The organism is Streptomyces sp. NPDC054866, assembly GCF_053610745.1.
Window position 1 is genome coordinate 75,593 of record NZ_JBSGZA010000007.1, and the last position, 17,499, is coordinate 93,091.

The 17,499-nt window shown below is 69.5% G+C and carries 16 protein-coding genes; 6 read left to right on the top strand and 10 right to left on the bottom strand.

The window, feature by feature from the left end:
- Positions 1 to 397 precede the first annotated feature (397 nt).
- A complete protein-coding gene (locus tag ACWGI2_RS31225; RefSeq protein WP_453698979.1) occupies positions 398 to 1,027 on the top strand; it encodes a class I SAM-dependent methyltransferase in 630 nt (209 codons plus the stop codon).
- A 201-nt stretch (positions 1,028 to 1,228) separates the two neighbouring features.
- Positions 1,229 to 2,545 carry an MFS transporter gene (locus ACWGI2_RS31230; protein WP_453698980.1) on the top strand — a complete coding sequence of 439 codons (1,317 nt, stop codon included), beginning with the start codon at positions 1,229 to 1,231 and terminating at the stop codon, positions 2,543 to 2,545.
- Positions 2,546 to 3,272: 727 nt separating this feature from the next.
- Here ACWGI2_RS31230 and ACWGI2_RS31235 read toward each other — a convergent pair.
- From ACWGI2_RS31235 to ACWGI2_RS31255, 5 genes are all read right to left on the bottom strand, one after another.
- Positions 3,273 to 3,656: a VOC family protein gene (locus ACWGI2_RS31235; RefSeq protein WP_453400410.1), complete on the bottom strand. Its 384-nt coding sequence runs from the start codon at positions 3,654 to 3,656 to the stop codon at positions 3,273 to 3,275.
- 643 nt (positions 3,657 to 4,299) lie between these two features.
- Complete coding sequence (locus ACWGI2_RS31240; protein ID WP_453698982.1) at positions 4,300 to 5,571, bottom strand: MFS transporter; 1,272 nt, start codon at positions 5,569 to 5,571, stop codon at positions 4,300 to 4,302.
- A 76-nt stretch (positions 5,572 to 5,647) separates the two neighbouring features.
- A complete protein-coding gene (gene ssuE, locus ACWGI2_RS31245; RefSeq protein WP_453698983.1) occupies positions 5,648 to 6,205 on the bottom strand; it encodes an NADPH-dependent FMN reductase in 558 nt (185 codons plus the stop codon).
- A gap of 88 nt (positions 6,206 to 6,293) precedes the next feature.
- Positions 6,294 to 7,379 carry an LLM class flavin-dependent oxidoreductase gene (locus ACWGI2_RS31250; RefSeq protein ID WP_453698985.1) on the bottom strand — a complete coding sequence of 362 codons (1,086 nt, stop codon included), beginning with the start codon at positions 7,377 to 7,379 and terminating at the stop codon, positions 6,294 to 6,296.
- 106 nt (positions 7,380 to 7,485) lie between these two features.
- On the bottom strand, positions 7,486 to 8,280 hold the full coding sequence (locus ACWGI2_RS31255) for an MBL fold metallo-hydrolase (RefSeq protein ID WP_453698986.1): 795 nt from the start codon (positions 8,278 to 8,280) through the stop codon (positions 7,486 to 7,488).
- 91 nt (positions 8,281 to 8,371) lie between these two features.
- Here ACWGI2_RS31255 and ACWGI2_RS31260 point away from each other — a divergent pair, with 91 nt between their 5' ends.
- The 3 genes from ACWGI2_RS31260 to ACWGI2_RS31270 all read left to right on the top strand — a co-directional run bounded on the left by ACWGI2_RS31260 (position 8,372) and on the right by ACWGI2_RS31270 (position 11,067).
- Complete coding sequence (locus tag ACWGI2_RS31260; RefSeq protein WP_453698987.1) at positions 8,372 to 8,965, top strand: CGNR zinc finger domain-containing protein; 594 nt, start codon at positions 8,372 to 8,374, stop codon at positions 8,963 to 8,965.
- 278 nt (positions 8,966 to 9,243) lie between these two features.
- Positions 9,244 to 10,341, top strand: a complete 1,098-nt coding sequence (locus ACWGI2_RS31265) for a hypothetical protein (RefSeq protein WP_453698988.1) — start codon at positions 9,244 to 9,246, stop codon at positions 10,339 to 10,341.
- 309 nt (positions 10,342 to 10,650) lie between these two features.
- The gene (locus ACWGI2_RS31270) at positions 10,651 to 11,067 is read left to right on the top strand and encodes an SMI1/KNR4 family protein (RefSeq protein ID WP_453698989.1); all 417 of its coding nucleotides are present in this window, start codon (positions 10,651 to 10,653) and stop codon (positions 11,065 to 11,067) included.
- A gap of 135 nt (positions 11,068 to 11,202) precedes the next feature.
- Here the strand turns inward: ACWGI2_RS31270 and ACWGI2_RS31275 are convergent, their stop codons facing one another.
- Positions 11,203 to 11,787, bottom strand: a complete 585-nt coding sequence (locus ACWGI2_RS31275; protein WP_453698990.1) for a hypothetical protein — start codon at positions 11,785 to 11,787, stop codon at positions 11,203 to 11,205.
- A gap of 176 nt (positions 11,788 to 11,963) precedes the next feature.
- Positions 11,964 to 12,269, bottom strand: coding sequence for a helix-turn-helix transcriptional regulator (locus ACWGI2_RS31280; protein WP_453698991.1), 306 nt, complete (start codon positions 12,267 to 12,269; stop codon positions 11,964 to 11,966).
- 66 nt (positions 12,270 to 12,335) lie between these two features.
- On the opposite strand from ACWGI2_RS31280, the gene map reads away from it, so the two are divergent.
- The gene (gene map / locus ACWGI2_RS31285; protein WP_453698993.1) at positions 12,336 to 13,112 is read left to right on the top strand and encodes a type I methionyl aminopeptidase; all 777 of its coding nucleotides are present in this window, start codon (positions 12,336 to 12,338) and stop codon (positions 13,110 to 13,112) included.
- A gap of 105 nt (positions 13,113 to 13,217) precedes the next feature.
- On the opposite strand, the gene ACWGI2_RS31290 is transcribed toward map, so the two are convergent.
- The 3 genes from ACWGI2_RS31290 to ACWGI2_RS31300 form a co-directional block, all read right to left on the bottom strand.
- Positions 13,218 to 13,934, bottom strand: coding sequence for a TSUP family transporter (locus ACWGI2_RS31290; RefSeq protein ID WP_453400400.1), 717 nt, complete (start codon positions 13,932 to 13,934; stop codon positions 13,218 to 13,220).
- Between the two features lie 279 nt (positions 13,935 to 14,213).
- Positions 14,214 to 16,649 carry a WD40/YVTN/BNR-like repeat-containing protein gene (locus tag ACWGI2_RS31295; protein WP_453698994.1) on the bottom strand — a complete coding sequence of 812 codons (2,436 nt, stop codon included), beginning with the start codon at positions 16,647 to 16,649 and terminating at the stop codon, positions 14,214 to 14,216.
- A 39-nt stretch (positions 16,650 to 16,688) separates the two neighbouring features.
- Positions 16,689 to 17,324: a hypothetical protein gene (locus ACWGI2_RS31300; protein ID WP_453698995.1), complete on the bottom strand. Its 636-nt coding sequence runs from the start codon at positions 17,322 to 17,324 to the stop codon at positions 16,689 to 16,691.
- Positions 17,325 to 17,499 lie beyond the last annotated feature (175 nt).

Here is a 17,499-nt window from a genome sequence, read left to right on the forward strand (position 1 = left end):
CTGGTCACTGAAGCCGATGGAACCTGGAGCCGATACGCCTTCGACGACCACACAGGGTGACACCAGGCACGGCCTCAACGAGGAATACGCGACACCTCAACAGTCCCGCACGGCGTACGAAACGTGACCACCCCGCCCTGCCGGACCACGGAGTCCGCCACCACACCCGTCCGGTCTGCCACTGGAAGCCCGCTTCCACCTGCTGCCGCCGCGCTCCAGCCGGGAGCGGCCACCCACGCCGTTTCGATGGCACCATCGCCTTCTCCTCCTCGCTGCAAGGACGACGGCTGTCCAGGGTCGACCCGTGATCACATGACGGTCCGTCAGCGGCCAGGCAGTGAAGGGGGAACAGGGCCGGAGAAGCTGCAATCGTGCGCGGATGCTAGCTTCCTTACCCGTGATGAAGTACCAGGACGAGACCAGGGCGGCCTACGACGGGGTCGTCGAGCTGTATGCGTCACTGTTCGCTAATCAGCTGGAGACGCAGCCGTTCGCACGGAACATGATCGGCACCTTCGCCGAGTTGGTGCGCGAGACGGGGAACCTGCGGGCGGCCGATGTCGGGTGCGGGCCGGGACATCTGACGGCCATGCTGCACGACTTGGGGCTTGACGCCTTCGGGCTCGACCTCTCCCCGGCCATGGTGGACCACGCCCGGCGGGCCCATCCGGCACTGCGGTTCGACGAGGCGCGAATGGAGGCCCTGCCGGTCGAGGACGGATCCCTCGGCGGAGTGCTGGCCCACTATTCGATGATCCATACCCCGCCTGGGGAATTGCCCGCGCTGCTTGCCGAGCAGGTACGTGTCCTGGCACCAGGAGGGCTGCTCCTGGTGTCGTTCTTCGGGACCGAGGGACCGGAGCCGGTGGGCTTCGACCACAAGGTGACTCCCGCCTATAGCTGGCCGGTGGACCGGTTCGCCGACTTGCTGGCCAACGCCGGGCTCGTCACGTTCGCCCGGCTGCTCCATGACCCGGCCTCCGAACGGGGCTTCCTCGACACCCACTTGCTGGCCCGCCGCCCATAGAACCTGCCCCGGGGCCTTTGGGGACGGCGAACGATGATCGTTGAAGGTGCGCGGTCAGCAGCCAACCTTGTCGGCAGGGCGGGTGGGAGTCAGCCCTCCCAAGAGCACTGGCTGCAGAAGCAACAGCTGCAATGTCAGTGCCGTCTGAGACCGTGCGGTCCGTGATCTCAATCCCCACTTGGACCAAGCCGGGGGTGCTCAATGTCAGCACCTGACGACAACCTCTCGCGCCCCTCCATCAAGCCCCGCGAAGCCGTCTCCCACCCGTCAGCTCACGGGGTGCGGGACCAGGACCGGCTGCCCCGCTTCTACATGCTGTGGCTGGCCGGAATCCTGGTGTCCCTGGCAGGCAACTCGGTCTTCTACTTCGCCCTCGGCTGGGCCGCGAGTGAGCACGGCGGCACGGTCGCAGGATTGACCCTGAGCGCCATCACGCTTCCTCGCGTCCTTCTGCTGCTCATCGGGGGTGCGGTCAGCGATCGATTCAGCCCGCGTCGCGTACTGATCACGGGCGACGCGGCGATGCTGGTCTTCTCACTCGTCTTGGCCGCGGTCGCCTTTCACCTGGGGGCTCCACCACTCCTGCTCATCGCAACGGGCATAACCGTCGGTGTCGTCGACGCCTTCTACCTGCCGGCTTCCGGATCCATGCCTCGCCGTTTAGTGAAAGAGGAGCAGCTTCCTCGCGCTCTGTCTCTCCGACAGATCGGTGGTCAGGTCGTCAACATGGGAGGCGGCCCGCTCGGCGGTGTACTCGTCGGCCTCGCCGGCCTGGCAGGCGCCGCTCTGGTCAACGCCTTTACTTTCGCCCTCACCCTGCTCGTGCTGGTGGCCGTCCGGCCACGACACCACGTGCCGCCCGCGAGACCGTCCAGTCTCCTCAAGGACGCCATGGACGGTGTGCGCGTGGCGTTCTCCCACCCCGTGCTGCGCCCGGGACTGTGTCTCACCGGAGCCGCTGCGGGCCTTCTACTGCCCGTCCTCCCACTGCTCCTCCCCCTACTAGCACGCCAGGAGCAGTGGGGCGCGGGAGCCACAGGACTCGTGATCGGAGCGCAAGGGGTAGGCATGGTGGCCGTCACCGCGGTTGTCGTGAAGCGCGGGCCGATGGGCCGGCCGGGGCTCCTGTCGGCAAGCGCGCTGGCGCTGGCCGGGCTGGGAGTACTCGCACTCGCACTCGCGCCCGGCATGGCGGCAGCGACGACCGCCGCCCTGGTCATCGGCGTGGGAAACGGGATGTTTTCTGCCCACATCGCGCCACTGATCCTCACAGCAACTCCCGCAAGCCACCTGTCCCGTGTGCAGGCCGTACTCGTACTCGTACAGAGTCTCGCCCTTCTGCTCATGAACAACCTGCTCGGCACACTCGCCGACCTTGCAGGTCCGACAGTCGTCACTGCCGCCTGCGCCACCCTGCTCGTCGGCGCCGGGCTACTGGGGCTGACCTCCGGCCCGCTCCGCAGGGACCGGACCGGTCTTGCACCCCGGTTGGACTCGGCGAACGCTCCGAACACCTGACGCACTGAATCGGGCGGCCATCCAGCTCAAACACGCCGACCGCCGGGCCAAGCGCTGTTGCCGACCGTCGGGCGGGATGGGCGGATCGGTCGATGGGTGGTGGTCTGGGGCTGTCGGGAGTTGCGCGGTCGTCGTGTGCGCCAGGCCGTGGTGGGGCGTCTCTCCCCACGCCTCGAATCTGTGGGCGGATAGACCGTTGGGCGCGTGGAGAGAGACGTGAGAGGCGGTGGGTCAGCGTTCGCAGTTGCGGGGGCGGGGTGGGGGCGACCCCGGTGCATTGGTCGTTGCCGAGGCCGGCGTCGATCTTGCCGCTGGTGTTGCCGGATCCGCCCCTGTGGTCCGGGGCGCTGCCGGGGCCGGCTTTGGTGGTGATGTGGTGTTGCTGAGGCCACCGAGGACCACGGCGCCGACCGCGCCCGTGCCGCCACCGGGCCCTTCTTCACCGTTGCCGCCGGGGCCTCCGGCCAGGGTGAGGGTGTCGGCACAATGACCCGGCTCGGAGCCCCTCACTCGTAGCCACAACGAGATCAACGACCCGCACGCCCAGCCGTACCGGTCCCTGCATGCCCCCGCCCCCCACCTCGCGGCGCACGAGATCACCCGAGGTTCGCTCCTGGACCATGTCCTCGGCATCGGCGTGCGAGCCCAGCGCGCGGTGGGCGACGGCGCGCAGCCGGTTGCTGGGCTTCGTACGCCTTGGTCACGAGGCCGGAGGGGTGGGTGGCGGTCAGGGTTTGCGCTGCTGGCGGAGCGAGATCCGGTTGCCGTCCGGGTCCACCGCCTCGATGCGGACCCCGAACGGGTAGTCCACGGGTTCGGGCTCCTCGAAGGTGACGCCGCGCCGGCGCATGGTCTCGAAATCCTTTCGCAAGTCCTCGGATTCGAGGATCAGCGGACCGGGCGCGCCCGTGCCGCCCGGCTGTCCCGCGGCCGGCGCGTGCGACCACAGGATGATCTGTACCGGGCTGCCGGGCACGCCGACGGTGAGGAAACGTCCGTCGGGTCCCGGGAAGTCGAGCTGCTTTTCCAGGCCGAGTCCCCCGGCGTAGAACTCCAGCGCACGGTCCTGATCGGTCACGTAGACCGTCACGTACATGATGTTGGTCAGCATCCATCTCTCGATTCACTCGTCGGTACGACAACCGTTCGTATCCGGCCGTCACACCCATGACGAATGCCGACGAGGGAAGGTAACAACACCAGCCCACCGCAGCGGGCACCGGACGCACGCCGCCGGGCTGGGCACCCCGCGTACAGCCCCCCCAGCTGCGGGCAGGCACTACGAAGGCAACGCCCAAGGGTGCAGTCGGACAGCTCGCCGAGACCCCCGCCGCATGCCCCGTCCGTCCGACGGCCTGCCCCGACCGCACACGATGCCTAACTCGCGGACCTGCGCAGTCGGCTGCGTACAGCGAACGTCCGGATCAGCACACTGGAAGAGCAACTCGACGCACTCGCCACAGTGACCGCGAACCTCTACGACGGAAACCTCGCACTGAAGCAGTAGGCGGGTGCGCGGCGCACGGGCCAAGTCGCCGCCTTAATCCGCATCCGGTCCGCCAACAGAGTGCCCCCTCAGCGCCGAAGGTCAGCGCTGCTTGACGCTGGCCTCAGCGGCGGGGGCGAGGGTCGGTTCGGTGGCGGGAGAGTCGCCAAGAGCCATCGACGGCCCTCAGCAGGTCGTCGGCCAGCTCCACGCCGGAGGCGTTGATGTGCACGCATGGCCGCGACCGGACTTGCCCCGACTGCGTAGGTCAGGCGCGCGTGGAGCGCTTGCGGACCGCGACGACGGCCGTAGGTGCAGCCACGAGGGCGAGGGCGCCACATAGGGCGGCGAGCGTCGGATAGCTCGTGACGGCGACGACGATGCCGGAGGCCAGGCCGCCGACGGCGCCCGCGACGGCGAGGGCCACGTCGGCCAGCCCCTGGACCTTGGCGCGGCTGGCCAGGGGGGTGCTGTTGGTGACGATCGTGGTGCCGGTGACCAGGCCGAAGCTCCAGCCGACGCCGAGCAGGACGAGGGCGAGGGCGATCAGAGGGAAGGAGTGGCCGGGCGCGAGGGCGGCGACGGCTCCAGCGGTGAGCAGCGTGCCGGCCGTCACCACGCTCATCGCCGTGGTGCCGAACCGGTCGACGAGGCGGCCGGCCAGTGGTGACGGCAGGTACATGGAACCGGTGTGCAGGGCGATGACCAGACCGGATGCGGCAGTGCCGAAGCCGTGGGCGTGCATGTGGATCGGAGTCATGGTCATCACGGCGACCATGACGAGCTGGCTGAGGACGAGGACCACGACGCCGACCAGCAGGCCGGGGCCGGACCGGGCGGGGGAATCCGCCGGCGCCCCGTCGTCCAGAGCCGCGGGCAGGGTGCGGGCGAGTACCAGCGGGTCGGGGCGCAGCCATACGAGGAGGGTGAGTGCGGCCAGCGTGAACGCGACCGTGGAGAGGAGGAACAGGCCGGTCAGCTCGGGGAGGTGGAGCGCGGTCGCGAGGAGTCCGGCGGGGGTGGCGAGCAGGGGGCCGGCGATGCCGCCGGCGGTGGTGGCGACGATGACGGTGGAGGTGGCGCGGGCGCGCTGGTGGGGTGCGGCGAGGTCGGCTCCCGCGTAGCGGGCCTGGAGGTTGGACGTGGTGCCGGCGCCGTAGAGGAACAGGGAGACGAACAGCAGTGCGGGGCTGTCGAGCGCGGCCGCGACGACGACGCCGGCACCGCCGATGGCGCCGGTGAGATATCCGGCGGCCAGTCCGGGGCGGCGGCCGAGGCGCTGGGAGAGGCGTCCGATGACGACGGCGGCGCCGGCGGAGCCCGCGGTGAGCAGGGCGATGGGCAGTCCGGACAGCGAGGTGTTGTGGAGCATCTGCCCGGCCAGCAGCCCTGCGACGGTGACACCGGCGGCGAGGCCGACACCGCTGAGGATCTGGGAGACGAGCAGCACGGTCAGGGTGCGCTTCTGCACCGCGGATATGGCGGGGGCGAGAGCGGAGGTGGGCGGGGTGCGGATGGGAGTGCGGGACAGGTGTGCCATGGGGTCCGTACTTTCGGGTTGCCGGGACGCCGGAAGGCCGGGGTGGCGGCTACCGGGCGGGGCGATCCGGTGATCGTCAGGCGGCGGTCAGGGGCGCGCAGGACGGGAGAGCGCGGGCGAACTGGTCGATGACGCGGGCCAGTTGCCGCTCGTCGTCGTGGTCGAGGGCCGTCGCGCCGTCCGGGGCGGTCGTGATGTGCCGGTCCAGGACGAACCGGCCCTGGCCACCCTCGGCGCCGAGGGCGGTGAGGACCGGGCGCAGCGTGTAGTCGAGGGCCAGGACGTGGGCCGGGCTGCCGCCGGTCGCCAGGGGCAGCACCGGTTTCCCGGCGAACGCGAGCTGGGGCAGCAGGTCGAGGAAGGTCTTGAGCAGGCCGGAGTAGGCGGCCTGGTAGATGGGGGTGGCCACGACGAGAGCGTCGGCCTCGGCGACCAGGCTCACGGCGCGGGCGAGGGACGCGTCGTGAGTGTCCGCGCTGAGCAGCGGTGTCGCGGGCAGGTCGCGCAGGGCGAGGACGTGGGTGCGGTGGCCGCGGGCCCGCAGGTGCGTGGCGGTGTGATCGGCCAGGAGGGCGGTACGGGAGGTACGGGAGGTAGGGGACGAGCTGCCGGACAGGGCGAGGATGGTGGCCACGGGAACTCCTTGGGAACTCCTGGGTAGTCAGGGGGGCTTGAGGTGAAGGGCACTATGCGTTGGTGGGCGGAGGTTCCTCCGTCCCGCGTCAGCGCGGGCTGTCGGGCATGCCGTAGGCGTCAGCGATCAGCTCGGTGGAGCGCAGCCGGGCCTGGACGGAGTGGCCGACGCTGCCGATCATGAGCTCGTCGGCGCCGGAGTCCCGCTGGACCTGGTTCAGGTGGGCGGTGACCTGCTGGGGGTTGCCGTGCGGGACGTGGCCCAGCCAGCTGTCGACGGCCTGGCGTTCCTGGGCGTCGTAGGGGTAGGCGTCCACTTCCTCGGGGGAGGGCAGCAAGTAGGACTTGCGCTGGAACATGCGGAGCATGGCGTGTGCGAGGGTGCCGGCCTGGCGGCGGGCCTCACGCTCGTCGTCGGATGCCGCGACGGTGAAGCTGACCATCGCGTACGGCTCGGCGAGGGTCTTGGACGCAGTGAACCGCTCGCGGTACAGGCGCAGGGCGGCCACGGCGTCGCGCGGGTTGAAGTGCGCGGCGAAGGCGAACGGCAGGCCGAGCCGGGCGGCGAGCTGCGCCGAGTAGCCGGACGAGCCGAGCAGCCACACCGGCAGGCGGCCGGCGGGAGCGGTGACTCCGTTGAGCCGGTCCTGCGCGGGGCCCGGCACGGCGTACACGCGGTCGGCGTAGGGGTGCTCGGCGGGGAAATCGTCGCCGAGGAAGTGCAACAGTTCGAGGACCTGCTGGGGGAAGTCCTCGGCGTCGCTCGCGCCGCGGCGCAGGGCGGCGGCCGTGGCGTGATCGGTGCCTGGGGCGCGGCCCAGGCCCAGGTCGATGCGGCCGGGGGCGAGGGCGTCCAGCATGCCGAACTGTTCGGCGACGACCAGCGGCGGATGGTTGGGCAGCATGATCCCGCCCGCGCCGAGGCGCAGCCTGCTGGTCTCTGCGGTGAGCCGGGACAGCAGGACGGGCGGGCTGGAGGTGGAGACGCCGGGCATGGCGTGGTGCTCGTTCATCCAGTAGCGGGTGAAGCCGCGCCGGTCGGCGAGCCGGGCGAGTTCGATGCTGCCCGCCAGTGCCTCCGCGGCGCTCTGGCCGGTGCCGGTCATGGCGGAGTCCAGTACGGACAGGGCGGCGGGGGCGGAGCCGTGGCGGGTGCCGCGGATGAGGTCGGTCATGGTCGTGCGGTCCTTCGGTTTCGAGGTGTGCGGCGCGCGGGGGCGCCGGCCGACAGGGGCGGCGGGTCTCTGTCGGCCGGCGCCCGGCCGTGATCGGCGTACGAGGTCAGCCGCGGACGCCGAAGTCGACGCGGTCGGCGAGGCCGGCGGTGGCAAAGGCGGTGACGAGCTCGTCGCGGCCCTCAGTGAAGTGGGCCCAGCTGTCGTAGTGGACGGGCACCACACGGCCGGCGTCGAGGATCTTCGCGGCCTGGGCGGCCTGGGCGCTGTCCAGGACGATCACCTCGCCGTCGAAAACCTCCGCGAAGCGCGGCGCGCCGGCGAACAGGAGGGCGGTGTCCACCGGGGCGAAGCGCTCGGCGATCTCCTTGACCGCGTCGAGGGAGGCGTTGTCGCCGCTGACGTACACGGTGGGCAGGCCCTCACCGGTGAGGATGAATCCGACGACCTCGCCGCAGATCGGCTCGACCTCCTCGCGCCGGCCGGGGCCGTGGATGGCGGGCACGCCGGTCACGGTGACCGTGCCGGGTCCGCCGTCCCGGCGCTCGAGCTCGATTGACTGCCAGTCGGCGAGGCCGGTGGCCGCCTGGCCGAGACGCTCCCCGCCACCGGGGGTGGTGAGCGTCAGCGGGACAGTGGCAAGCAGGGCGCGGCCGGAGGTGTCGAGGTTGTCGGCGTGCTCGTCGTGCGAGAGCAGGACCACGTCGACGCTGCCGACATCGGCCGGGCTGCCGTCAGCCGCCGCCGTCTTGGTCAGCACAACGGCAGGCGCCTGGTGATCGCCCGGATCGTCGAAGGTCGGGTCGGTGAGAAAGCGCAGGCCACCGTACTCGAAGAGGGCAGTCGGGCCGCCGAAGACACGGACGGGGAACGGAGCGGTCTGCAGGGTCGGGGAAGACACGAAAAGATTTCCTCACGGATAGAATGCTTGTTAACCGTGATGCGACTGTACGCATACATCACGGATGGAGGCAACCCGTACCATGAGAACCATGGAAGAGTTCGTGACGGAAGAACCTGCCCTGCCGTCGGCACCGGGCGAGAAGGAGCACCCCTCCCTGGCCCTGGCCAACAGCGCCCTCGCGCTGCCCGGCGGGCACACGGCCGACCTCCTGGGCACCCCGGCCCAGGCCGAGCAGTGGCTGGCGCAGCGCGACCTCGCCCCGGACGGTGCCGGCCTGGCAGAGGTATGCGCCACGCAGCTGCGCTCCCTGCGCGAACAGATCAGGTCGCTACTGGCCTCCCGAGTCGCCGGGCAGCCCGCCCTGCCCGCCGCCGTCACGGCGATCAATGACGCGATGACCCGGGTCCCCACGGCGTCTCTGCTGCTGTGGGACGAGAAGACCGGCCCCTACCGCGCCGTACCCCACCCCACCACCGCGATCGTCGAGCACGCCCTCGCGGCCATCGCCGCCGACGCCGCCGACCTGCTCACCTCCCCCGAGGCCGCCCGCCTGACCGCCTGCGCCTCCCCGCCCTGCAACCGCTTCCTGCTCAAGCACGGGCGCCGCCAGTGGTGCTCCACCCGCTGCGGCGACCGCGCCCGCGCCGCCCGCGCCTACGCGCGCCGCACCCCGATGGACTGACGAGGACGCATCACCGGACCGGCACGACACGCCGGCCCTCTCCCCGCCACAGCCAGGCTTGCGCATGAGGAGCTTCTGGGCGGAGTTCGCGGGGGGTGATCGAGCGGTCGGCAAGCATGCTCATGGCCTGGTAGAGGCCCGCGACGTCATCGGCAGGGCCCTCACCGATCACGGGCGCGACGGAGGCCCTCCTGCTCGGGGTGATCGGCTGGCTGCATACTGCCCACAAGCGGATGCTGGGCCAAGGGGGAGTTGTGCGGACGGTCTACGACGGTGCGATGAGCGTCAGTTACCGACAGTTCTACGTGGAAAGCCGCCTCGGCTTTGCTGACGAGGAGCAAGTCGCGCATTGCGCGGGCCAGAGCAACGGGCTGTGCGGTGCCGCGAATCCAGGCCACCTGTTCCTGACGACGGGACTGCATACCGGACGTGTGGGCCTGACTGTGGAGGTCCGCGAGGTCGAACCGCCGCTCGATGAGCAGTGGGAGGAGATCGTCGAAGTCTCCTTCCGCCCCGGCTCCACGGAGAGCGCCGTCGTGCCATGGGGCGAGGGCCCGATCTGCCGGCTCGATCTGCCGATCGCCGACTACCGGGTCCGCTACTGCGGACGAGGCATGGACGTGACGCCGGACGACGAGCTCTCCGTACTGGAGGACGGCCCGCTGGTCGATCACTACCTGCTGCAGTTCTGGCCGGCCAAGCCCGCTCCTGACCGCGTGATCAGGCAGACCACGCAAAGTGCCGCGTACTGGCATGACCACGCGCGCACTCTGCAGGCCCCGCCCACGCCCGAGGAACGCGCCGAGGCCGAGCGCCGTCGCCGTGAGGCGGAAGAAAAGATCGTCCGCGAGGCGGAGTGGCAAGCCGAAGCAGGCGATTGGGGTGAGCGGGCGCCGAGCCCGACGCTGCGCGAGGTCGGCGGCAGCAAACTGGGCCTCATCCCCCTGGACCGCGACCTGATGGACGCCGTGGATACCGCCGACTCGGCCACTCAGCGAGCCATCGCCCAGTGGGCTGTTCGCCACGCCCTCGTCAGAGCTGAACTCCATACGTTCTATGAGTTCGCCCGCGCCATCAGGGCGCTGCATACCGGAGAGGAGCTGCCCGCCCCCTTCGACGACCCGAAGAGGGCTTGGGAGTGGTTCTTCACCCAGAAAAACCTTCCGCACACCTTCGTGCGCTCTCTGCACGGTCCTGAAGACGACCTGTGGCAGCAGGCCATGGCGATGCCCGCTCTGTTCGCCGCGGTGCAGAGGGAACCGCTGCGTGCCGCACTGGACGCCTTGTATGCGGCCGCCGCCACGTACAGCAGTGCCTACCCCGACCTCCTGGCGGAGGTGCGTGACGCGTTCCCAGACCTCAACTGGCCATCCTGAGCTGCTCAGCGAGTCTCGGTCTGGTCGGTTCCGATGATCGCCGGGTTGGTGAAGACGTCGACGAAATCAGGCGGCGTCTGCCCCCCCCCTGGCCAGGCGCCGTGAAGCACGTCTCCATGGCGCTCTGTTGGGTCAAGCCGGGGGCCTGCGTAGCACCACCACGGTCGCGGCCACTCCCCCAGATCTGCGCCAGAGCCGAGTTTCGATGTCACTCCGCGGTGAGTGTGACTTGAAGACATGAGCGGGTTGTCGTGATCATCAAGGCCTTGAGATGCTCGCCGCATGTGGCGCGAACGGATGCTCGAAGTGATGGCAGGCATGGCAGACGTGGAGCTCGCCGAGCCGGCGACCAGCGAGGCCTTGGCCGAGGTCGAACGCGTACTGGGGCAGCCGCTTCCCGAGGATCTCGCGTCCCTGCTCCGCGAGTGCAATGGAGTGCGCGGGCACTACGACACGGACGTGGTGTGGAGTGCCGAGCGGATCACCAAGGAGAACGCGACCTTCCGCGCCTCGGCGGACTTCACCACGCTCTACATGCCCTTTGAACCCCTGATGTTCTTCGGTGACAACAGTGGTGGGGATCAGTTCGCCTTCATCAGGGTCCCGCTGCGCGACGACGTGTTCGTCTGGGATCACGAGACGGACGGGCGTTCATGGGCGGCGAACGGACTGGACGACTATCTGCGTCGAGCCCTGGAGGACTCCGGGGACTGGTGGCGGGGCTGAGCACTCAGACAGATATCGAGGGTTCGTCCATGCACGCCTGGGTGTGAGCAGGCGTGCCGAAGTGGGACGGTCTCCGGCAAGGGCTTCCGGCGCCGTGCGACTCTGCGCTCCAGGCGTGCCATGCACTGTCGGCTCTCAGTTGAAGATGTCCAAGATATCCAGCCTGGAGCCATTCGCGGTGGGGCGGTGCCGCAACGGCCGCGGATCCGGGTAGGTCTCCGCTGCGGCCCTCGCGCGGACGATGTCCGGCCCGCCGCACGCCGCGACCGCGAATGCGCCGAAAATCTTGGCGAACGCGGCCGGGTCGCGGAACTCCACACCGATCGCCCGGCCGTCCCGCAGCGGCACCCACACCACCCGGTCGAACCGTGGCCATTCCAGCACCGGCTGATCGTCCGCGGTCGACCGCCCCTCCAGCCACAACCGCGCCACGTGCAGCAGGTTCACCTTCTCCATCGGCAGCCGCTTGCGCCGCAGCCGCATTTCACGCTCCGTCAGCACGAACCGCTGGTCCTTCTTCGAGTACCAGACGATGCCGACCCCGAACGGCGCCCACAGCAGGATCCCGATCATCGGCCAGACCAGGGCGTCGCCCCATGACCGGACCAGTCCGCCGTCCAGCAGGTACAGGACCCCGAAGACCAGAACCCACTTCGCCGTCATCCGCCAGAACCCGCCGCCTTGCCGGTACAGGACCCGCCGCTTCCCCGTCATCGCCATGCCCGCACGCTATCCGTCGCCTCACAACTCACCGCAGGCGCCTGGCGAGAGGCGCCGCCGTGCGGATCGTGCGGCAGTTCCGGCACGGCGACGAAGTGCTCCAGCAGCAGGTACTCAAAGGCGACCGCGGCGCAGCGCCGCACGGGAGCCACACGGCGGGTTACGAGGCGAAAAACCTACGAGGCGAACAGCGCGGGCCGGGCGACAGGGCCGACCGCCCGGTCCTCGCCAGCGCGCTCCGGCCGGCTGATCTCGGCCCAGACCGCGTCAAGGGACAACCCGAGGATGTCGGCGATCGCGGCGATGGTCGGAAAGGCGGGGGTGGCCACGCGGCCGGATTCGATCTTGCGGAGCGTCTCCGGTGAGATGCCCGCGGCGAGCGCGATGTCGAGCATCGAGCGGCAGCCTCGGGCCTGGCGGAGCAGGGCGCCGAGGCGCTGTCCACGTTCGACCTCGGCGGGAGTGAGCGGCAACCTGACCATGCCACCATTCTAATACCGGTACAGTTAGACCGGTATAGTTATAGGAAGCGCGTTTGAGAGGCCCCCATGATTGAGATCCTGAACTCCACCCGGCTCGAGCGGGCGAAGGACACCGGAGCGTTGGTCGGCGACATCCTGCACACCCTGAAGCAGCGCACCACGGCCGGCACGAACCTTCTGGACATCGACCAGTGGGCCAAGGAAATGATCACTGAGGCGGGCGCCCAGTCCTGCTACGTCGACTACGCGCCGTCCTTCGGTCGCGGCCCCTTCGGCCACTACATCTGCACGGCCGTCAACGACGCCGTGCTCCACGGCCGGCCCCACAACTACACGCTGGCCGACGGCGACCTGCTCACCCTCGACCTGGCTGTCTCCACGCGCGGAGTGGCCGCGGACGCCGCGATCAGCTTCCTCGTCGGCGAGGCCCGGCCCGCGGAGAGCGTCGCGATGATCGAGACGACCGAGCGCGCACTGGCCGCAGGCATCGCCGCCGCCAAGCCGGGGGCACGCATCGGCGACCTCTCCCACGCCATCGGTACGGTCCTCAGCGAGGCCGGCTACCCGATCAACCTTGAGTTCGGCGGTCACGGCATCGGCTCGACCATGCATCAGGACCCGCACGTCGCGAACAACGGACGGCCCGGCCGGGGCTACAAGCTGCGCCCCGGACTGCTCCTGGCCCTGGAGCCCTGGGTCATGGCCGACACCGCCACGCTCGTCACCGACGCCGACGGCTGGACGCTGCGCAGCGCAACGGGCTGCCGGACGGCACACAGCGAGCACACCATCGCCATCACCGACGACGGAGCCGAAATCCTCACCCTGCCCACGCAGGCATAGCCGCGAGCCACCGCGCCCGCAGCACCGCTGCGGGCTACCGACCTCGAGATCAGGGTGTTTCTGAGATCCCGTCCGATCGAGTCGATTGGACGGGATCTGTGTTCCTTACAGGCCGGTTAGCAGGCGCCCCGTGTAGCCCGCCATAACGGTCCAGAACAGGCCTGTATATCCACGCTCGCCGATTCGGGTGTTGAAGCGCCGGCCGAGAAACGTCGCGACGAACATCAACGGCAGACACGCCAAAGCGACGAGATAGTCCCCGCCCGTGAGCAGCGCGGCATCCGTCCAGACGGCGGTCTTCGTGGCATCCCCGACGAGTGAGGCCATGGAAAGCGCGCCGACAAGGTGGAGGCGATCCAGGGCCAGTCCGCGGACCGCAAGCCCTTTGAGGGGTCCGGACGTGCCGCTGAATCCGGATGTCGCACCCGCGGCGAACGCCATCACTGGGGAACCGAACCGCCGCCAGCGTGTGAGGTCAAGCGATTCGACCAGAAACGCGGCAGCGAAGCTGACGATGACCGCGAGGGTCACAGCCCGTTCGGGCGCGGAATCCAGCAACTTGGCTCCCAGGAATGATCCTGCGGCGACCAGGGTGATGACGACGGCCGCCTTGCGGAAGGGGAGCGTCTTTCGGTACGCGAAAACCTTGACCAGGTTGTTGGCGCCAAGAAGAAGCGCCGCCAACGCCACCCCGGACTTGGTACCAAGCACGAGCGCCAGCGTGGGAACAAGAATCAGGCTGCCACCGAACCCGGCCGAAGCGGACAGTGTGAATGCGGCAGCCACAGCCAAGAACACAACTGGAAGCAGAAATGGCTCCATCAGTGCTCCTCAGTCTGTCGGACCGCGAAGTCAGCAGCGTTGCCCGCATCTTCCACCATGAGGTAGTGGGCCACCACCCGCCACCCGGTTCCTGTGAACGGGCGCGCGAGGTCGGGGCATCGCGCGGGGTCAGGGCATGACACCTGATCCGTGCGGCAGGCCGTCGTACGGCAGCCCCAAGGGCCGTGACCTTGCGTGTCCAGTCCGCGCCAGATCCTCCCCCGCCCCGACGATCTCCTTCGACCCTGCATCGAACCGCTCCACGCCGACCGGGCCGCTCTACGGGACCGCCGACAGGTCGATCCGGAACATCCCGCGGCCGTGCGTCACACAGACCAGCGTCTCGTCCATCCAGAACAGGTCGTCGACCGAGCAGTTGGCCGGGCCTTCGTTCGTGGGCGACCAGCTCGCGCCGGCGTTCTCGCTGGCGAAAAGACCGACCTCGGTGCCGCAGTAGAGCAGCTTTGTCCGTCGCGGATGCACCGCCAGGGCCCGTATCGGGGCGAGGGGCAGCGCGGTGGCGAGGTTGGTCCACCGCGCGCCGCCGTCCGTGGTCACCCACAGGTTGCCGCTCTCGTATCCGCCGAACGCGACGTAGACGGTGTCGGAGTCCGTCGGGTGGACGGTGATGCAGGTACAGAAGCGCCGTGGCGTCAGCGGCTTCGGACCCGTCACGCCGACCCGCGCCCAAGTGGGCGTCGTCGCAGTGCCGTTGGCGGTGCGGAAGACCATGCCGTCCTCGTGGCCCACCCACACCACACCGGAGTCACCGCGTGCCACCGCGATCGCGCTGATCTTCGTGCCGGCGTTGGGCTTGATCGCCTTCCAGGTCGGGCCGGTGGTGAAGGTGTTGGGCTGCTTGGCGTTGTTCGTCTGCCACAGTGAAAGACCGCCCGCGAGGATCCGGTTCTCGTTGTTCGGATCGAGCACGAACGGTGCGATGAAGAGCGCCTTCTCGTTCTTCGCGTCCGTGATGCGGAACGGCACCTGCTTCCAGTCCCAGTCGCCTGTCGCAAAGTTGAAGAACTGGCCGCTGATGTAGCGATCGCCCTGTGTGTCCTCGGTGGTGGCGCCATCGGTGTTGCGGTGAATGTTCAGGAAGACGTATTCGCCGTAGAAGACGTCGGGGTCGGTGGGGTCACAGGCGCACCAGCCGCCGTCACCGCCGAAGAATGTCCGCCAGTCCTCGGTGCCGAGCGCCGGGTCGAAGATGAGCGAGCCGTTGTCCTGCGCTCCGCCGATGATCTTTCCGCTGCCGACGTGGCCCGCGCCGCTGTAGAACTGGGTGACACCGTAGTTGTTCACCAGCTCGGTCCAGCCGTTCACGAACGGAGGCTGCGGCTCGCTTCCGACATCCGCCAGATCCTCCGCCTTGAACACCCCACCGTCATTGCCGAAGAACACCGTTCGGTTGGTGACCCCGTCGTAGGAAGGGTGCGAGACGATGGCGTGCTGGTCGGCGTGGGCCGAACCGGGATCCGACCAGGTGCTGATCTCGGAGAGGTGGTCACCGCCGTCCGTGCTGCGCCACAGATTGATGCCGCCGACCAGGACCAGGTCCGCGTCGGTCGGGTCCCCGGCCCAGATCGTGTTGTCGTACCAGCCCTGCTCGCCCAGGTAGTCCGCCAGGAGTCCGCCCGGGGTCAGGATCGTCCTGCTCTGGTAGGTCGCGCCGCCGTCCTGCGACCTCCAGATCTGGCCGGTGGTCATCTGAACCGACGCGTAGACGATGTCCGGGTCCATCGCGGCGTAGGCGAGCTCGACCCGCCCGCTCCACTGGCCGTTGGCCGCGAGGTCCCAGGTGAGACCGCCGTCCCGGCTGAACCAGGCCGCACCGTCCCGCAGCGCCCCGGCGACCGCCTTGCTGCTGTCCTGCGGATCGAATCTGACGTCACCGAGAGGGTTGTCCAGGACCCTGGTCCAGGTCGCCCGCGCCGGATCCGCACTGCGGAAGAGGCCGGTGGAGGTGGCCGCGAGGACGACCTTCCCGGACTGCGACACCGCGATCCGGCTCACGAACTGGAAGTCCGGCGTCTGGGTGGCCGCGATCGGATTCCAGCTGACCGCGTCGGTCGTGCCGAAGATGCCGTTGCCCCGGATGGCGTCGAGATTGTGGAACGCCTCACCGGTCCCCACGTACATCGTGGACGTGTCGGAGGGGTCCATCGCGATGCAGGCGCAAGCGAGATTCTCCAGGAAGTCGTCGACGGGATCCCACTGGGCACCGCCGTCCTCGGTGTGCCACACGCCGCCCCCGGCGCTCACGGCCCACATCCTGTCCGGCTGGACGGGGTGGATCACGATGCCGCGCGTGCGCCCGCCGATGTTTCCGGGGCCGAGCCACACCCAGTGGGCCGGCTGCACCCCGGCCGTCGGGGCCGGCCCTCCCCCGGGCCTTTGACCGTTGGGTCCGGTCGGTATGCCCGCGGTCAATGGTGGGGCCTCGCCGGTCAGCAGAGCCCGCCCCTGCTCGTAGGCCGTGCCCAGGGCGTTCGGTTGGACACTTCCGTCGTCGCTCTGCTCCTGCTTGAGGCGGAAGAGCCCACGGGCCGTGGGCAGGTCGGGATAGTCGAGACGGAGAAGCGCCCGCCGAACTGCGGCTTCGGGCAGGGTCTCAAGGGTCTCGTTCGTCGTACCGCGGGCCGCACACAGCAACTGCACCTGCTCGACGCTGATGTGCTTCGACTGGGCCAGCTGTTCGTCCGAGATGGACATGATGCGCCCCTGTCTGAGATGAGAACGTGCGGGGTGTGGCTAGGGCGGAAGCCTGGGCGCCCGCCTCCTGGTCCCGTGGTCCAGTTCCACCTCCCACTTGACCGCGGCGGTGGGGGGATTCACTGCCCTCAGGACGATGGCACCGGAGTCGGGGCGAAGGGCGAGTTCCACGCGCATGTCGCCGACTTGACTCTGGTCCAGCACATCGGCGGCCGGCTGTGGTGGGCGGGCCGCCTGCGGTACGGGGGGCACATCGGCGTCGGCGGGCTCCGGCGGTTCCGCCGCCGGCAGCACCTCCACCGAAGGACCCGCCGGATCGACCCGCAGGGCGCCGTGCGCCTCGCGCGTCGATTCCTTCAGGACCCGTTGACTCGGTGCGGCGCCACCGCCGTACCGGGCGTGGGCCGCCCAGTGGATCATCACGGCGTCTTCGTCCGTCTGGGTGCGCAGAGTGAAATCGCGGGTGTCGTCGAGGGTGCAACGAGCCCATGGCGGCAGGTCGACCGGCTCCGACGTCCAGCGGTCCCCACCGGTCGCGGCGTCGAGCATCACGACCACCAGTGTCGGCGACGGACTGATCCGCAGAGCCACGACCGACCCGGCGAGCAGGGCACACGGCCGCAGACTCGGCCCGTGGCGCCACAGCAGCACGCCGCTTTCCAGGTCCAGTGCCATCAGAGCGCCTTCGTGATCGTGTACGACGGCTTGTCGACCGCGCGCATCGACCACGCCGCGCGGGACTCTCGCCATCCGGCCCCCAGGTGGGACATCGCAGGCGTGCGGATGCGGAATCACGGGCTCGGAGCCCTGGGGCCGCGTGCGGACCGCCCTTGGGAACCGAGCAGGACGG